Here is a 17,030-nt window from a genome sequence, read left to right as displayed (position 1 = left end):
GCTAGGGGGATCCACCCGTTCCCATACCGAACACGGCAGTTAAGCCCCTATACGCCGAAAGTACTTGGCTGGAAACGGCCTGGGAGGATAGGTAGGCGCCGGTTAGAAAACCCGCTCGTTCACAACGAGCGGGTTTTCCTATATATAAGATTAGGGCAGGATATGGGGCGCAATGATAGAAAGAATATGTATACATATTCGGAGGGGGTTAATCATGAGACCTGGGCTCAGGGTAAGAGTTTGGCTAGCTGCGGTTGCCTTTGTAGCGTTCCTGTCGCTCGCATTGCCTGTATATGCGGCCTCGCCTGGTGTTTCGCCAGCGATGAGCCAAATAATCGGTTTGTACGAAGGTGACGGAGACCGCTTCCTGCTGCGGGAAAATGACGGCAGAGTGGAGCTTGTATACGACCGCGGCGACAAAGACGGGCCTGCTTTTTTGGTTTATATCGTATATCCCCTGCAGTCCGTGGCGCGAGATGAATACCAGCTTGAGGCAGTTAGTCCATTAGGCAGGGCGTCAGGGCCTGTAAGCATTGAACGTGACGCAGCTGGATTCGGCACAGTATGCCGGGTTGGGACGACTGTTTATAACCGTCGATTTTTTGATCCCGAGATAGGAAAAACGTATCGCCTGAAGGCGCAATTCTCCATGGACGAACTGCGCCAGCGGGCGGCGGCGGCGATCCCGCCCCAGGGACAGAGCACAATTCCGGCCCCGGAGCTTGTAAATGTCTTGTCTCTGGATGCGACTATCAATGTCGATATTCGTTATGCGACTGACAATAACTTTATCGGCGCCCCCCTCTATGACCGGCCGCGGGCTTATCTGCGGCGTCCGGCGGCCGAGGCGCTGGTGCGCGTTCATAAGAAGCTCGCTTTGCACGGGTATGGCATTATCATTCACGACGCATACCGGCCGTGGATGGTGACTAAAATGTTCTGGGATGCCACTCCGGAATCCCAGAAACAGTTTGTCGCCGATCCGGCGAAAGGCTCCTGTCATAACCGAGGCGGAGCCGTCGACGTGGCGCTGTGCGAACTTGCCACCGGTCAGCCGGTGGAGATGCTCAGCGATTATGACGAATTCTCCCTGCGGGCCCACTCTGCATACCCGGGCGGCACTGCGCATCAGCGCCGGTCGCGCGACGCGCTGAGGATATATATGGAGTCGGAAGGGTTCGGCGTGTATGAGGATGAGTGGTGGCATTTTGACTACAAGGATTGGCGCAAGTATCCGGTAATGAATATTACTTTCGCCGAACTGGACGCAGCTGGCGGTCAGTAATACGAAACTATACGACACAAAACCCCGCGGCGTATTACCGCGGGGTTCTAGTTCTGCTGACGGATATACCATCATCCGACCCAATACCAATTCACAAACAGGATGGTGCACAGCGACAGCAGCAGAGCGTTTACGACCAGAAAGCAGACGAAGATCGCTCTCGGCATGGCGGTGAAAACGATATAAAGCGGGAAGACGACGAGCAAGAAGCGGGACATGCTATACAAAGGGAGAAATGAAGAGGTGGAAAACAACGGGATGAGAAACCATACCCAGCCTACAAAGAGGTAGGACACCGGGACGGCTTGCCGGCGGGAAAGCGTGGCTGCCCCGAGCCCGGCCAGTCCGGTCAACACCAGAAAAGCGTCGAGGGCAATACCGGCCTGGGTGTTGGGCCATAGGGCTCCCAGGAGGCCCAGGTTGCGGATATAGTTATCCGCCGGCCAGCCGAAAGACCGCCCCCAAGCCTGCTGGGAGTGGACAAACGCGAGGGGGTCGCCGAAAGTAAGCGCATTATAGGCCATATACCCTAGCAGGGCAGCCGGAGCCAGAAAGGGCGTCAGCAGATCCCAGGCCGGCCGACCGTCAGCTTTGCGGCTCAGGTATAGCTCATAGGCGACCAAAAAAAAGAGACATACGCCGAGATTGCGGGTAAGGGCCGCCAAGGCAGCGCAGATTCCCGCCGGCCACCACTCCCCCTGACGGGCAAAGTATACGCATGCGAGAGAAAAGGTCAGGAACAGGGGCTCGGTGTAAACGCTGTTCAAGAAAAAAGAGGTCGGCATCACCGCGTAGGCCAAAAGAGCTCTGTCCGCCGTGCGATCCGAAAAGTCGCGGCGGAAGGCAGCGTGCATTACTTTGAAACTCAAGAGAGCAAACAGGTTGCAGACAAGCAGCCCGGCGATAGAGTGACTGAATCCCAGACCGGCCGCGGCGCGGATGAGAACAATAAGCATGGGAAAAAAGACAACGCTTTTTTCGTCGTAGCCTTGAGCGGCAATATACGTATACCAATGTGCGTCCCACTTAATTAACGAGGCGGCGATCGGCGGCATGTCAACAAGATTCGGGTTTATAAACCCGGCGGGAATGTGGGCGGGCAGACTGGTCGCCAGCCAAACGGAAGAAAGCACAATTACCGAGTGCAGGAGAATAGGGCGCCAAATCCCTGTGGTCGCGAACAGGTAACGGTTCATAATCTTAACCTAGCCAGGTTACGGCGTATCGCCGGCGTACTCGCGAGTGACGACTAGCTCGGGGCGGGGCTCGGGGCGGCTCCATGTCCAACGGTCGTTAGCCATGAAGCTCCACCAGGTAGCGAGAACGATGCCGACAAGCTGACCGGCGACAGGACTCCAGCCGTTGGCGAAAAACGTATGGGCAAAAGCGGCCGTGATCGCGATGCTGAGGGCCGAAACGAATGCAAACTGAATAAATTGCTTCCAGCGCCGCCATAAAACCGGTTTGTTTTGCATCCGCCAGGTGATGCTGTCATTCCAGAGGAAATTGTGCACCATCGCCACAAAGGATGCTGCCACCGAGGCGAAAGCGACGTCAGCAGTAAAGAAATTCAGCAAAACCGTCAAGCCGAGCAAGTTGACGGGGACGCCGGCGGCCCCGACCAAGCAGAAAGTGAAAAAACGCGCATCCTCGGGATTATGCCGCGCCAGGCGGATAATATGGCGCAAATAATCGTACTGATCCCGCCAGCTCATTTTAGAGGTGCCGCTGTCACGGGCGACAAACGCGTACGGAATCTCATGTACTGCGTGGTACTCGCCCTTCACAAGCACCTCCATAAGAATCTTCCAACCGATGGGGTTAAGCCTGGCGTTCGCGATAACACTGCGGCGAAGTCCAAAATAGCCGCTCGTGCAATCCGAAATTGCCCGAAGCCGCTTAATCGACATGCGGCCAATCATCCTGGCCGTCCAGGACACAAGCTTGCGAAAAACATTAAGGCCGCCGTCCGAGCCGCCGCTGATAAAGCGGCTGGGGATAACCATGTCCGCACTGGCCAGACGCTTCATCATTACCGGCAGAAGTTCCGGCGGATGCTGCAAATCGGCATCCATCACGATTATACAGCCGCCGGTCGACAGCGAGAACCCCTTTACCACCGCAGAAGCAAGGCCCCTTTCACCTTCGCGGTGGACGAATGCTACGCCAGGATACCGCTCGGCCAGCGCCGCCAAGATGGCCGGAGTATCATCGCTGCTGTCGTCGACAAACAGCAACTCGTACGAATAGCCGCATCCCGCCAGGGCCGTAGAAATCCTCTCCGTAATCGTCCGGACATTTTCACGCTCGTTATAAGTCGGTACAATTATGCTTAAATCCATGTGTATGCATCCTTTCGGCCTCTAGCCGGAGATTTAGTTTGGGAATGATGTCCGCTATTAGTATTGACTGTTTGCCTTAACGTACGCACCGTATCAGAAGGAAAATACCGCCAACCCGGTGCCGTTGCCCGCAGGAATCTTGCGCTTCTTACCGAACACATTACAAAAAGATCGGTGGTGATTACATGATCGTATCCAAAGACAGCAAACAGATAATACAGCTTGACGAAAAATCAACACGGCGAGTGCTTGTTTACGGGCCGTCGCTGATGCTGGTCGAGTTCGCCTTCAAAAAGGGCGGCGTGGGCAAGATGCATAAACATGAAGCCCACGAGCAGGTGGGCTATGTTGCCAGGGGAAGCTTCGAAATAACCGTGGGCGGAGAAACGAAAATCGCCTGCGAAGGAGACTGCTACTACGCCGACCGCAACGTACTCCATGGCGTCGTTGCCCTTGAAGACGACTCGGTGCTCATCGACACCTTCACCCCCATCAGGGAAGACTTCCTGCCGCAATAAGAAAGCGTGCACCGAACACCGAGGTTAATCGTACTAAAACACAGAATCCCCAGGGCAACCGCTCTGGGGATTCTGTGTTTTAAGTGTATGCATTTTTGCACAGGGGCTGACGCGTGCCGACGAGCGCTAATCGCGATATTTACGTCCTGTGTCGTATGCATTTATGCTCATGGAAAACCTGGCGTGGAAAAGAAAACCGGCACAAATCACGCAATTTTCGCAACTTTGGGAATTGGCATGTTTCTTGCACTGTATAAATAGGGAAAGAACCGTTCCGAACGGAGGCCCTACTATGAAAGACTATGGCCGGTATAACGACGAAATCGAACTATTCTGGGACGGATACGAGTATATAGTTCCCCAGGAAGCCCCTCCTGCCGCAGGGGCAGCGGAGCCTGTGGCGGCGACCTGCTAAACGAGCGGGGTTCTTCGCCTGCGCTGGGATTTGATGATGGCGTCGACGACGGCTTCTACCGTCTCGGCTGATACGCCATTGGCGATTGCCTTTTTAGTAAGCTGTAGAAACGGCATGCTCTCCGACTTGGCCAATAGCGCGATAAACTCCGGGTCGAGGTTAGGCAAACAATCGGTTGGCAACTGGGCTTCGCTGATGCGGAAGTAGTCGGCGTTTATCCCGAGGGCTCCAGCCAGGCTGCTGACAACTCGAGATGAAACCTCGGTCTTGCGGCCGTTTTCAATGTTAGTGATATATGAACGGGAAACCCCCGACCGTTGCGATAACTCCTCGACGGTCAGTTCGCGCAGCTTACGCAGGGAACGGAGTTTAGTTCCAATATCCACCTTGTTGACCACCTCCTCGCAGATAATTATACATTATTATACCCAACGTTTCCAGTAGAGTTTTATGTATGCCTACACTTAAAAGTGTTTCAGGAAAACAAACGGAGTTGCTGGTGGAAGTAATTTCCTGAAAATGCTTGACGGCGTTCCCTATAGAAACTATAATCAAATTAGATAGAGCCACAGAAGGCGTTTTTTTAGACCCAAAGCGTTTCCAAAAGAAACTAAAATCAGCCTTCTGTTTCCAGGGGGGATGCCGTTGAGCGGGTCAAGGATAAGAGAACTAATGCGGAGAAGGGGCCTTAACATCACTGAGCTCGCCAAGCTTGTCGACGTCGAAAGGTCCCACGTCTCCAACATCCTTGCCGGGCGCAAAAAACCATCGATCGATCTTGCGCTCAGGATGTCGCGGGTGTTGGGGGTAACAGTGAACGAACTCATGCGCAAAGACGGATTCCGTAGTTTTGGAACTAGACCCAAGCGTTAGAAAAAGGAGGGAGAAACATGATGACTATCGCAATCGATCCGGCCGGATCGATTGGGGAAAAAGAGCTGGCGGTCCTCAGGGCAAAACTGCGCAACCCCGACGGGATATCGGCAGTACCGGTCAATGCCGAAAAGAATATTCTTCGTATCGGCGTCGACGACGCAGAATTTGCTGATGACTGGGAATTCATCGGGCGAAAACTGGGCTACCGCGTTCATAGCGTTTAGTAATCTCCGCATGCGCCACGCGCAAAAAATCTCGGCGCGCATTTAGCTGGCTTACCTGACGTACTGAGGTTTCCGTCAGGAGAAAAAGGGGTGACTGTATGGATTTCATTCTCGCGCTGGTCGGGATTATGATGGTCAACATAGTCCTCAGCGGCGACAACGCAGTCGTAATCGCTATGGCGAGCCGTTGCCTGCCTCCGAAGCAGCAGCGACTCGCTATCCTCTGGGGCAGCGCCGGCGCGATCGGCCTCAGGGTCATTCTGACCATCGTTGCGGTTGTTCTGTTGCAAATACCATACCTTCAGTTCTTCGGCGGGCTGCTGCTGGTCTGGATAGCCGCCAAGCTGCTCCTGGAAGACGAGAGCTGCGAGAACGTGGAGGCCTCCGATAATTTATGGGCGGCGGTCAAAACCATCATTATCGCCGACATCATCATGAGCCTCGACAACACCCTTGCCATCGCCGCCATCGCCAAAGGCGACTACGTGCTGCTTTTCGTCGGCCTCGCACTGAGCATACCGCTCATCATTTTCGGCAGTCAGTTACTGGTAGTCGTCATGAACAGGTTCCCGATCATCGTGTACATCGGCGCCGGTCTCATCGCTTGGACGGCGGGGGAAATGATGGTCCGCGACCAGAAGATCGGCCACTACATCGCGGCATATGTCCCCGAGTGGCTCATCCCGTTCGCCATCACCGTCGGCGTCATTGCTCTCGGCGTCTGGCAGAAGAAGTACAAGAAAAAGTCAGAGACGGACGCGGACCAACATAAGCCTGAAAATGCCGGCTAAAACAATTTTTTTTGCCAAGCAGTGATTCCCTAGGAAACGTTTGCCAAGAAGGTCGTGCGTAAGACCTTTATGGGATAAACGGTCAAAATTAAAAAGGAGGAAAATTGAATGGAGACTACCCAGGTTCCCAAGGAGCAAATCGCCCCGAAGGCAAAAATGACCGAAGCCGAAGAAAAATTCGACAGACGGCGTAAGACAATCGGCTGGTTTCTCGGCCCCATCCTCGGCCTACTGGTATTTTTTACCCCCATCGCCGGCCTTAAGCCGGAAGGCCACCTGTTGATGGCCATCATGACATTCGTCGCCACATGGTGGATATGCGAGCCTGTGCCCATCCCGGTCACGTCGCTTATCGGCCCTGTGTTGGCCGTACTGCTCGGCGTCGTGCCGGCGAGAGCCGCCTTTGCTCCCTTCGCCGATCCGCTCATTTACCTCTTCATGGGCAGCTTCATGCTGGCTACGGCAATGATGAGTCACGGCCTCGACAAACGGTTCGCCTATGCCATCTTATCGATGAAGTGGGTAGGATCGAGCCCGACCCGCATTTTACTGGCTGTAGGCCTCGTTACTGCCTTGCTATCCGGCTGGGTAAGCAACACAGCCACTACCGCCATGATGTACCCCATCTCTTTGGGACTGCTTATGGCCATTAAGGATATGTACAAAGCCAACGGCGAGGAGCTCGACCTCGGTACCTACAAGTACGCTACCGGTCTTATGCTGATGACCGCCTATGCTTCCTCGGTCGGCGGCGTGCTGACCCCGGTGGGCACTCCTCCGAACATCATTATGATGGGCTTCCTGGAGAAGCTGGCCAATATTAAGATTACTTTCTTCCAGTGGATGGTCTGGGGTTCGGTTGCCATGGTTATTTACTTCGTCCTGATGTTCGTCGTCCTCAAGCAGATGTTCCCGGCCGGAATCAAGAGCATCCCCGGCGCCGAAAAACTCATTGCCGAAAAGCGCAAGGCTCTCGGCCCGTGGAAGACCGGCGAGCGCAACGCCATTATCGCTTTTGCCATCGCCGTCACCCTGTGGGTGCTGCCTGGCTTCCTGTCTGTTATCTACGGCCCCGGCGCCCCCATCCTGAAAACCTACGGCAAATACTTCCCCGAGGCCATTGTCGCCATGATGGCCGGCCTGCTCCTCTTCATCATGCCGACCAGCTGGGAAAAACGCGAATTCACCCTCCAGTGGAAAGACGCCGTCAAGGGAATCGACTGGGGCACCCTCATCCTCTTCGGCGGCGGCCTGTCGCTCGGCGCGATGATGTACACCACGGGCATGTCGAAATGGATCGGCGACGCCATCGTCAAAACCACCGGCGCCAACTCCCAGGTCGCAATTGTCGCCGTCTTCTCCGTCCTGTCGCTGTTCATGTCCGAGCTAACCTCCCACACCGCGGCCACCAACATGGTCGGCCCGCTCGGCATCACCGTCGCTCTCTCCGCAGGCTTGAGCCCGATACCGGTGGCTGTGGCCATCGCCCTGGCATCCTCCCTCGGTTTCATGATGCCGGTGTCGACCCCGCCAAACGCCATCGTTTACGCCAGCGGCCTGATCCCAATCACCACGATGATCAGGTCGGGCTTCATCATCGACCTCATCGGCCTTTCGCTGGTAACAATACCGCTCGTAGTTTACCTTGTTACATGGGTAGTAAAGTAAGGTAATTTTTGCAGAAAAAAAACAAACTTGTAGAACTTGTACTAGGCCGTTCCGGCACAGCTGTTGCTGTGCCGGAACGGCCAATGTAGCGAGTGAGCGCGGTGAAAACAGACGGGATCCGCTGTAACTGCCAACCCGCTGACAATATGTTCATCAACATGACCGTCGTGTTCGCGGTGCTTTACCCGCATTCTTCGCCCTGGGCGCCAGCCTGACGATGTCGGCGGAATGTTTCCTCACCCTTGGCCCTGCTGCCAAAGCATCTGTCACCCATGACCGCTATAAAGCCCCCGTCACTCGTTGCGACGGGGGCTTTGAGTAGTGAAGTTCAGGCAAAAAAAAGACCGCATTACGCGGTCATGAATAGGGTAGGCTCACCTTAACGGGATGCCTCCCTATGTGGGGAGCTGTTCAGCGAGCGGCAAGCGCATGCGCTCAGCCAGAAAATAACGGGTCTAAGGCTTAAACGGCAGGAAAATTCAATCATAGGCAAGAAATCATACAAAAGTATTGATATAATCTGCAAAACCCTGATTGCTGGCGATAAAACGCGTCTTTGCCAATGCAATGCTGTTTTCTGTCAGAAACGCACCTCTGCATTCAACAACGGCTGTTGGCTGCGCGGGAAAGCTCGCATAGACGCGTTCTGGCAAACCCGGCTAGCCGGCTCCGGAAGCGAAAAGCCTCGGGAGGTCGGTGCTAGCCTCAGTCAGTTCGCCACTATCCCCGGCCGGGTTTAGCGGCACGGTAATGATATGGACTGGACATTATTGATGCAAGAAACGTGCCAGGACCGAAAACGCCCGGTTCATAAGGGCTTCGCTCAACTTTCCTTCGATGGAATGCAGGCAATAATGCCTAATAGCGCCTAATGAACGGCAATGATTTTTGCGGAAACATTGAGCACTGAAGACACGAAAGCATGTATGCAAAATTGCATAATAAAAAAGCATTTTTGCATACGACGGAGGATTGTAAATGCAACATCTCGAGGCCGAGAAAGAAAACAAGCTCTTGTGGAAGATAATTGATTCCTCTTACGATGGGATTTTCCTGACCGACGGGGAGTGCAACATCCTATACTGCAACGAGGCATACCTCAAAATATCCGGGCTTGACAGAGAGATGCTCAAAGGGAGAAAGATCGATGAGCTCGTCAAGGCGGGGGAAATCCCCGATGCCTGTTCGCCCGACGTAATAAGGACCCGCAAGCCGATGACAAAGGTTATCGACTATTATCACGGCGTTTCCGCCCTGGTAACGAGCATTCCTGTATTTGGCGACGACGGCAATCTGCTGAGGGTATTCTCCAATGTCCGCGACATTACCGAACTTGTCAGTATCAGAGAGCAACTGAAAAGCAGCGCCGACCTTGCCGAAGAATACCGCCGACTACTGTGGCAGGCGGAAAGGACCGGTCGCGACGGCAGCTTTATCGTCGCCAGCCCGGTCATGGAAAATATCTTCAAGCTCGCAGCCAGGGTAGCCCAGGTCTCTTCCCCGGTGCTTATCCAGGGGGAATCGGGCGTCGGCAAGGACGTGCTGGCCAGATACATCCACGACAGCGGCGAAGAGGCGGAAAAAAGGCCGTTCGTCCAGATCAACTGCAGCGCCATCCCCGAAACCTTGCTCGAGTCGGAGCTGTTCGGCTACGAAGCCGGGGCTTTCACCGGGGCATCCAAAAAGGGTAAGATCGGTCTGATCGAGCTTGCCAACAACGGCACCCTCTTTCTCGATGAAATCGGCGAGATGCCGATGTCCCTTCAGGTCAAACTGCTCGACGTTCTGCAGACCAACAGGATGTTCCGCCTCGGCGGCACGAAGACCGTCGAGACGAGAGCCCGCATCATCGCCGCGACGAACACCGTCTTGGAGAAAATGATCGAGGAAGGGCGCTTCCGCCGCGACCTTTTCTACCGGCTCAACGTTATTCCCATATATATTCCGCCGCTGCGCGAGCGCCGCGAGGATCTCGTGCCGCTGATCCTGAGCTTCCTCGACCAGAACAACCGCAAATACAACATGAAAAAGAAGATCTCCCCCAAGGTCGTCGATATACTTACCCATTACGCCTGGCCGGGCAACGTTCGCGAACTGCGCAACATCATCGAACACATGACTGTGCTGGCCGAAGGAGACACCATCGACGAAAAATGCGTGCCCCTCAGTTTGGCCAAAGCCGCGGGCAAGTCGCTGTTCATCGAAACCCCCGACTATTTTTCCTCCTTCAACCTCCAGGAGATCAACGACACCGTCGAGCGGGCGGTAATCGAGAAAGCGCTGGCCTCTTTCGGGTCAATGCGAAACACTGCCGCTCACTTGGGGATCGACCTTTCTACACTGGTGCGAAAAAAACGAAAATATAATTTGTAACAAAATATTGTTCTAACAGGAACAAGGCCTTGCATCCGCAAGGCCTTGTTCTTATTGGCTTTTAACCGTAAAACGTTTCTTAAGGAAATATTTTTTTATGCAAATGCAGAGAAACTTCCCCGCGTGTGATAAAATATTGATGCATGTGGGGAGGTGATTATATGACCACCTATATATTTGGTGGCGAAAATGTTACGGGCGTTGCCGTTTTAAACGGCATGCGGGCCGGCCTTGTAGACCTGGCCAACCGCTTCTACCGCCAGGCGCTTGACTGTCAGACCTTCGACGAGCAAGAGGAACTTACCAGCGGTTTCCTGAGAATGTTCATGGATGGGATGGCAGAATGCTTAGCCTGCGAGGAAGAGATGATGGCCGAAAGCTTTTACCCGGACCGCGAAGAGCACCAGCAAGAGCATGACGATTTTATTGACAAGCTCTATGCAATGCGGCGCCGGCACAAACTCGGCGAGTCGGCCATGGCGGTCGAGATTTTCCATGAGGTAAGAGAATGGTTCTTGTCTCATTGGGAATACGCCGACGGCAGGCTGCTGCTCTTTCTTGACCGGACGGAGATGTTCAGGGCTGTAGGCGCCGCCAGTGTTGCGCCCGGCCCGGCGGGGAAAACCGCGATGTACGCTCCGGTCGAGCCATCGCACGTCAACTGACGCAAAACCGAGAATTGCGGAAAATACCTTTTCGCAGGGCGGGTGGCCAAAGGCCGACCGCCTTTATTCTTTTGCGCCGCGGGCAAAAGAAATTTCCGGCCAAAAAACCGGCCCCTTAAAGGGGCCGGTTACTGTTAAGCAAAATATTCTTACCAGCCTTCCCGAGCCGGTCGTTTGACGGTCCGCACAAAGAAATACGGCGGTGAGTCGGCGAGCCAGTCGCGCATCGTCTTTTCGTTTAGGGTTCGGAAATGGCTTACTTCGAAAAGGCAGTGCATAATCATGCGGTCAGCACCGCGGACCTGTGACGTTATTCTGAAGCCCCCAAAATCGGATACCCTCCCGTCCAGCCGCTCTTCGAGCCAGTGCTGCACATCAGCCTCGGCCAGCGCCAAGAGTTCTGGATACTCCAAAGTTATCAGGAACTTGCACCTCACGTTATTCCCCCTAAAACCAGAGTATGCCAAAAAAACAAAAGGAAACCGCCGTTGGCAGCCTCCACCTATAGCACCCGATTAAATTGCCTTGAATTCATTATAAAGTCCCAGGATAAAAATGGCAATACGTTTCAAGATTTATTTTTATTCATTATAGCGGAAATAAAGCCTCAGAGCCGTGTTTTTTGAAGGAAAGACAGACAACCCCAGGAAGAATTGACACTCCATGATGGTAAGAAGTAAAATGAAAATGATTTTTATAATGTGATAACCACTGCGGGTCTGGGCACAGATAACGACAGGAAAGAGGGAATTATTATGGAGAGTGGTAAAATATTCGTAGCCGGCGCCGGGCAGATGGGCTCGGGCATTGCTCAGGTGGCGCTGCAGGCAGGCTATCGCGTCGTCCTCTACGACGTTCAGGATGCGTATGCAGGCCGGGCCGCCGGAAAGATCGCCGACAACCTTCAGAAAGGCGTCGACAAGGGGCGGCTGACGGCAGCGGACAAAGAAGCCTGCCTCGGGCGGCTCGCGACCGCCACGGCCCTTGACAAAGCCGCAGGTGCGGGACTGGTCATCGAAGCGATCTCTGAAGACGCTGCCGCAAAAAAACAACTCTTCGGCAAGCTGGACGCCATTTGCGGTCCTGAAGCAATTTTCGCCAGCAACACTTCGTCGATATCCATCACCGAGCTTGCGTCAGCCACCGCGCGGCCGGAGCGGTTCATCGGCATGCACTTTTTCAACCCTGTGCCAGTGATGAAGCTGCTCGAAATCACCAGAGGCTTGCGCACCGCCGAGGAGACGCTGGCGTTCGCCCTGGCTACAGGAGAAAAACTAGGCAAGGTGACCGTCGTTGCCAAAGACGTGCCCGGATTTGTCGTCAACCGCATTCTCGATCCGATGCTCAACGAAGCCATCGGCATGCTTGACGAAGGCGTGGCCTCGGCCGAAGACATCGACAAGGCGATGGTCAACGGCTGCAACCATCCCATGGGCCCGCTCGCCCTCACCGATATGATCGGTCTCGACGTTCTGCTGGCGATCATGGAGGTGCTGTACAGTGAATACGGCGACCCCAAATACCGCCCCGCCCCGCTGCTCAGGAAGATGGTGCGGGCCGGCTGCCTCGGCCGCAAAAGCGGTCGCGGCTTCTACCAGTATTGAGAGGAGAGGATATAAATGACATACGGCGCCAATGTGACCATGGCGAACGAAGAAGGCCTGGCAATTATCACCGTCAATCGCCCGCAGGCACTGAACGCGCTCGACACCGACACACTGGGCGAACTCAGAGCGGCGGTTTTGGCCGCCGATGAAGACCCGGCGGTGCGCGTCCTCATCATCACCGGCGCCGGCGCCAAAGCGTTCGTCGCCGGGGCGGACATCGCTCAGATGCGTGCCCTGAGCCCCCTGGAAGGGCGGAAGATGACCATGCTTGGACAAGAAATCTTCGCAACAATCGAAAACCTCGCCAAACCGGTCATCGCTGCGGTCAACGGCTTCGCCCTCGGCGGCGGCTGCGAACTGGCGATGGCCTGCGATATCCGCGTGGCCTCCGCCACCGCCAAATTCGGCCAGCCGGAGGTCAACCTCGGCATTATCCCAGGCTTCGCCGGCACCCAGCGCCTCTCCCGGCTGATCGGCAAAGGCCGCGCCAAATACTATATTTTTACCGGCCAGATGATGACCGCCCAGGAGGCGTACGAACGCGGTCTCGCCGACAAGGTCGTCGAACCGGAGGCACTGCTCGGCACCTGCCGGGAAATAGCCAAAACGATAATGACTAAGGCTCCCGTGGCGGTGATGATGGCCAAAAAAGCCATTAATCACGGGCTGGACATGGACATCCGCTCGGCGGTGGCCTACGAAGCCGAGGCTTACACCACCTGCTTCGCCACCGATGACCGTGTCGAAGGGATGACCGCCTTCCTCGAAAAGCGCCCGGCGAAATTTGCCGGCAAGTAATGCCGACGTGTCACTTCAGGAGGAAAGAGGTGCAGCAAGTGAACAAGCCCCGCAAGAATATGGACAGCAAATTCTACGTCCAGTCGATCGCCCGTGCGTTTGCCATCCTCGAAGAAGTAAGCAAAGCCAACGATCACGGCCTCAGTCTCAGTGAGATAGCCGAAAAGATCAGTCTGCCGATAAGCACTGTTTACCGTATCGTCCAGAACCTGATCGCCTGGCAGCACCTGGCGGAAAAAGACAACGGCAACTACACCCTCGGGTTCGCCTACCTCACCTACGGCAACATCGTCAAACGCGATCTCGTCCTGACCAACTACGCGCGCAAATACATGGAAGAGCTCAACCAGAAGACCAAAGAGACAATTTACCTCGCCATTCTCGACAAAATGGCGGGCGACATCATCTACATCGATAAACAGGAAAGCCACCGCAACATCAAGCTCGCCGCGGGGGTGGGATCGCACAACTACATCCACTCGACCGCCAACGGCAAATGCCTTGTCTCCGGGCTGGGCAACGACAAACTACGGGAGCTGTTAGGCGTCAGGGGAATGCCGGCGCTTACGCCCCTCACAATCACCGATTTCGCCAAGTTCGTCGAGGAAGTCAAAAAAGTGAGGAAAACCGGCTTTGCGATTGACGACCTCGAAAACGAACCGGGTGTGCGCTGTGTCGCCGCCCCCATCTTCGACTACACCGGCAGCGTGGTCGCCGCCATCAGCATCTCCGGCGTGGAGGCCAACATGGCCCCCGAAATGCTCGACAAAGAATACAGTAAACTCGTCAGAGAAGCAGCGCTTAACATTTCCCGGCAGATGGGCTACGACAGCGGCGGACAATAACAAGCCGCGTCGCCCTCTTCGCTTGCCGCCGATCGTCGTTCGCTCCGCTTTACCGGCGGCAGGATTAAGCGGTATTGGGGGAGAAGTGAACAGCAAGCGGGGAGGGAGAGCTATGAAGGCGGTTTTTTTAGTGTTGCGCCCGGATGATCTGCTCACCAGGGCCTTTCAAATGTTCCGCAAGACCACGGCCGACAGCCTGCCCGTTACCTCTGGGGACGGTCGCTTCCTGGGCGTGGTCCGGTTGCGCGACATCGTCGGCGCCGACCCCGCGGGCAAGGTAGCCGGCTTCCTGTCATCCGACTGCCTGCAGGTCCGGCGCCCGGTCGCCGACGAAGAAATTCTTCGCGACGCCGCCGTCGCCGGCTCCCTTCACGCGGAGGCCTATGTGGTCGACCCCGACGGAAAACTCGTCGCCTGCGTCGACCTGCGTCAGCTTCAGAAAGCGTGGGCCGCGGGCGCCGAGATCGCCGACGCGGAACAGTTCCTCAAGCAGATACTGCGGCCTACCTCCCTGGCGAGGTGCATTCTTGACGACCTCAACGACGGCGTCATTCTTGTCAACCGGGAGAGCCGCATTCTCTATGCCAACTCATCGTACGGGCGGATTCTGGGCATCGATCACACCAAAGTCATCGGCCGCCTGCTCACAGTAATTGAACCGGGCTCGCGACTCATGGAAGTGCTCGCCACCGGTCAGCCGTTTATCAACAAACCGATCGAGCTCAAACGCCTCAACGTGACCGTCATGGCTCGCATTACACCCATCCGTTTTCGCAACGAGGTCGTCGCTGCCGTCTCGGTGTTCTCCGATATCAGCGACACCCTGCGGGCCGCCGCCGACCTGGAAAAAGCCCAGCATATCAGAGAGCTTCTCGCCGAGGAGCTTGCGCCTGCCGGCTCCGTCCCGCCCGAATTCGCCGACATCGTCGGCTCGAGCCGCAAACTAAGGCGCCAGCTCGACATCGCCATGAAGGTCGCCCCGGTCGACGCCCCGCTGCTCATTCTCGGTGAAAGCGGCACCGGCAAAGAACTTCTTGCCCGCGCCATCCACCGGATCAGCCCGCGGCGGGATTATCCCTTCCTATCGCTCAACTGCTCGGCCATCCCCGACAACCTCATGGAAAGCGAACTGTTCGGCTACGAAGAAGGCGCCTTCACCGGATCGCGCAAAGGCGGCAAGGTAGGCAAAATTGAAGTCGCCAACCGCGGCACGCTGCTCCTCGACGAAATTGGCGACATGCCCCTGACCATGCAGACTAAGCTGCTGCGGTTCCTGCAGGAAAAGGAATTCGAGCGGGTCGGTGGCGTCAGCAGCGTCAAGGTGGACATCCGCGTGCTCGCCGCCACCAATCGCGACCTTGACGAGATGGTCCGCCAGAAAACTTTCCGGGAAGACCTCTACTACCGTCTGAACGTCTTTACCCTGACGGTGCCGCCGCTGCGCGAGCGTCGGGTGGATATACCCGCTCTGGTCGAGCACTACAAAGCGTATTACGAAGCCAAGTACAGCAAAAAAGTCGAAATCTCGCCCCGCTGCCTGAAGGTCCTGACAGACCACGACTGGCCAGGGAACGTGCGCGAGCTCAAAAACGTTATGGAGCACGTCGTCCTGCTTGCCGAGACGCCGGTAGTGGGCAGAGACCATCTGCCGACATATTTCCGCAGTGCGCTTGCCGGCGAGGGGTTGCCGCGAGCTACCGGCGAGGCTCCGGGCACGCTAACCGACCGCATCAGCCAGCTCGAAAAGACGGCCATCCTCGAAGCCCTCCAGGAAAGCGGCTATAACCGGTCAAAAGCCATGAAACTGCTCGGCCTCAGCCGCCGGACCTTTTACAAGCGGCTGCGCGAACTGGGAATATAGACGAAACAGACTGTATACAAAGTAAACAGTGAATAAAAATGAGAATTTTCAATCTCTTGACGGTCTTGGCCGGGCAAAAGTGTATACTTTGTATACGTTTTTGCCCGGCCGATTATTTTTCCTCCCGCCCGGCGGCAATAAGACGCGCCTGCCCCCGGCGGCGCCGAGCTGCAGCCGGCCGGGCTTTCTGCCCATACCCGGGGGGCGTGATAGCTGCCGGGTCCATCCAGATATTTACTGGAATAGTTCTTGCGTATATTGTTGGTCGTGGCGGTCCCTGCCGCTTCACCGGGGGCCGGGACCAGGGGGAAAAAGCAATAAAGGGGGAAAAACATGGAAAACTCCAGACTGGCAGACATCTGGGGAGACACGGTCGACCTGCGGCACCTGGCGTACGGAATGGTTCTAGGCATTATCATTGCTCTTGTCGCCTACATGGGAGGGGTCTCCTATCTCAAGGCCAACTATCCGAAACTGCCTCTCAACCTCATCACCGGCTACTCCCTCCTCATCGGCATCGTCGGCTGCCTGCTCTCGGCCTTCATTGCCGCGAAATTGTTTCCGCCCAAGCGCGAGCTTAAGGAAGCGGAGCTCAGCGCCGAAGACCGGCTGCTGGTAATCCAAGAACTCAAGCTCGACCAGGAGGCCGAACGCCTCGAACTGGAGACCCTGCCGCCCGAAATCATCGAAGAGATGAAACAGCTAAAACTCTACGACCTGTTCGCAGGCCAGGCGGATGCGAAGGAAAAGGGGGCGAGCTAA

18 protein-coding genes and 1 rRNA gene are annotated in these 17,030 nt (G+C 55.7%); 15 read left to right on the top strand and 4 right to left on the bottom strand.

The genetic code is table 11. The features are described 5' to 3' along the window. A 5S ribosomal RNA gene (gene rrf, locus RIN56_16960) occupies positions 1-104 on the top strand; the annotation flags it as partial. Between the two features lie 218 nt (positions 105-322). Next, positions 323-1,285, top strand: coding sequence for a M15 family metallopeptidase (locus tag RIN56_16955; GenBank protein ID MDR7868492.1), 963 nt, complete (start codon positions 323-325; stop codon positions 1,283-1,285). Between the two features lie 71 nt (positions 1,286-1,356). On the opposite strand, the gene RIN56_16950 is transcribed toward RIN56_16955, so the two are convergent. Further along, positions 1,357-2,481: a mannosyltransferase family protein gene (locus RIN56_16950; protein MDR7868491.1), complete on the bottom strand. Its 1,125-nt coding sequence runs from the start codon at positions 2,479-2,481 to the stop codon at positions 1,357-1,359. An 18-nt stretch (positions 2,482-2,499) separates the two neighbouring features. Beyond that, positions 2,500-3,627, bottom strand: a complete 1,128-nt coding sequence (locus RIN56_16945) for a glycosyltransferase family 2 protein (protein ID MDR7868490.1) — start codon at positions 3,625-3,627, stop codon at positions 2,500-2,502. 185 nt (positions 3,628-3,812) lie between these two features. On the opposite strand from RIN56_16945, the gene RIN56_16940 reads away from it, so the two are divergent. After that, the gene (locus tag RIN56_16940) at positions 3,813-4,145 is read left to right on the top strand and encodes a cupin domain-containing protein (GenBank protein ID MDR7868489.1); all 333 of its coding nucleotides are present in this window, start codon (positions 3,813-3,815) and stop codon (positions 4,143-4,145) included. A gap of 292 nt (positions 4,146-4,437) precedes the next feature. Continuing rightward, positions 4,438-4,560, top strand: coding sequence for a hypothetical protein (locus RIN56_16935; protein MDR7868488.1), 123 nt, complete (start codon positions 4,438-4,440; stop codon positions 4,558-4,560). On the opposite strand, the gene RIN56_16930 is transcribed toward RIN56_16935, so the two are convergent. Next, positions 4,557-4,946: a helix-turn-helix transcriptional regulator gene (locus RIN56_16930; protein MDR7868487.1), complete on the bottom strand. Its 390-nt coding sequence runs from the start codon at positions 4,944-4,946 to the stop codon at positions 4,557-4,559. The two genes, RIN56_16935 and RIN56_16930, sit on opposite strands and share 4 nt — an antisense overlap. Before the next feature lie 253 nt (positions 4,947-5,199). Between RIN56_16930 and RIN56_16925 the strand changes: the two genes are divergently transcribed. From RIN56_16925 to RIN56_16900, 6 genes are all read left to right on the top strand, one after another. Beyond that, a complete protein-coding gene (locus RIN56_16925; protein ID MDR7868486.1) occupies positions 5,200-5,433 on the top strand; it encodes a helix-turn-helix transcriptional regulator in 234 nt (77 codons plus the stop codon). A gap of 17 nt (positions 5,434-5,450) precedes the next feature. Continuing rightward, positions 5,451-5,660 carry a hypothetical protein gene (locus RIN56_16920; protein ID MDR7868485.1) on the top strand — a complete coding sequence of 70 codons (210 nt, stop codon included), beginning with the start codon at positions 5,451-5,453 and terminating at the stop codon, positions 5,658-5,660. Positions 5,661-5,758: 98 nt separating this feature from the next. After that, complete coding sequence (locus RIN56_16915; GenBank protein MDR7868484.1) at positions 5,759-6,451, top strand: TerC family protein; 693 nt, start codon at positions 5,759-5,761, stop codon at positions 6,449-6,451. Between the two features lie 108 nt (positions 6,452-6,559). After that, the gene (locus RIN56_16910) at positions 6,560-8,119 is read left to right on the top strand and encodes a DASS family sodium-coupled anion symporter (GenBank protein ID MDR7868483.1); all 1,560 of its coding nucleotides are present in this window, start codon (positions 6,560-6,562) and stop codon (positions 8,117-8,119) included. 978 nt (positions 8,120-9,097) lie between these two features. Continuing rightward, positions 9,098-10,492 (top strand): sigma 54-interacting transcriptional regulator, encoded by a 1,395-nt coding sequence (locus tag RIN56_16905; protein ID MDR7868482.1) that lies wholly within the window; start codon positions 9,098-9,100, stop codon positions 10,490-10,492. Between the two features lie 161 nt (positions 10,493-10,653). Then, positions 10,654-11,157 carry a hemerythrin family protein gene (locus tag RIN56_16900; protein ID MDR7868481.1) on the top strand — a complete coding sequence of 168 codons (504 nt, stop codon included), beginning with the start codon at positions 10,654-10,656 and terminating at the stop codon, positions 11,155-11,157. A 149-nt stretch (positions 11,158-11,306) separates the two neighbouring features. Here RIN56_16900 and RIN56_16895 read toward each other — a convergent pair whose 3' ends face one another. After that, positions 11,307-11,594, bottom strand: coding sequence for a hypothetical protein (locus RIN56_16895; protein MDR7868480.1), 288 nt, complete (start codon positions 11,592-11,594; stop codon positions 11,307-11,309). Between the two features lie 318 nt (positions 11,595-11,912). Here RIN56_16895 and RIN56_16890 point away from each other — a divergent pair, with 318 nt between their 5' ends. The 5 genes from RIN56_16890 (at position 11,913) to RIN56_16870 (ending at position 17,030) form a co-directional block, all read left to right on the top strand. Beyond that, positions 11,913-12,761 (top strand): 3-hydroxybutyryl-CoA dehydrogenase, encoded by an 849-nt coding sequence (locus RIN56_16890; protein ID MDR7868479.1) that lies wholly within the window; start codon positions 11,913-11,915, stop codon positions 12,759-12,761. A 15-nt stretch (positions 12,762-12,776) separates the two neighbouring features. After that, a complete protein-coding gene (locus tag RIN56_16885) occupies positions 12,777-13,562 on the top strand; it encodes an enoyl-CoA hydratase-related protein (GenBank protein ID MDR7868478.1) in 786 nt (261 codons plus the stop codon). Between the two features lie 29 nt (positions 13,563-13,591). Then, on the top strand, positions 13,592-14,407 hold the full coding sequence (locus tag RIN56_16880; GenBank protein ID MDR7868477.1) for an IclR family transcriptional regulator: 816 nt from the start codon (positions 13,592-13,594) through the stop codon (positions 14,405-14,407). A 112-nt stretch (positions 14,408-14,519) separates the two neighbouring features. Continuing rightward, positions 14,520-16,268: a sigma 54-interacting transcriptional regulator gene (locus RIN56_16875; protein MDR7868476.1), complete on the top strand. Its 1,749-nt coding sequence runs from the start codon at positions 14,520-14,522 to the stop codon at positions 16,266-16,268. A 333-nt stretch (positions 16,269-16,601) separates the two neighbouring features. Further along, entirely contained in the window at positions 16,602-17,030 is a 429-nt protein-coding gene (locus tag RIN56_16870; protein MDR7868475.1) for a hypothetical protein, read from the top strand.

Source organism: Sporomusaceae bacterium (genome assembly GCA_031460455.1).
Lineage (GTDB): Bacteria > Bacillota > Negativicutes > Sporomusales > UBA7701 > Anaeroselena.
The sequence above is the reverse complement of the archived record's forward strand: the minus strand, read 5'-3'. Positions and strand labels throughout refer to the sequence as shown.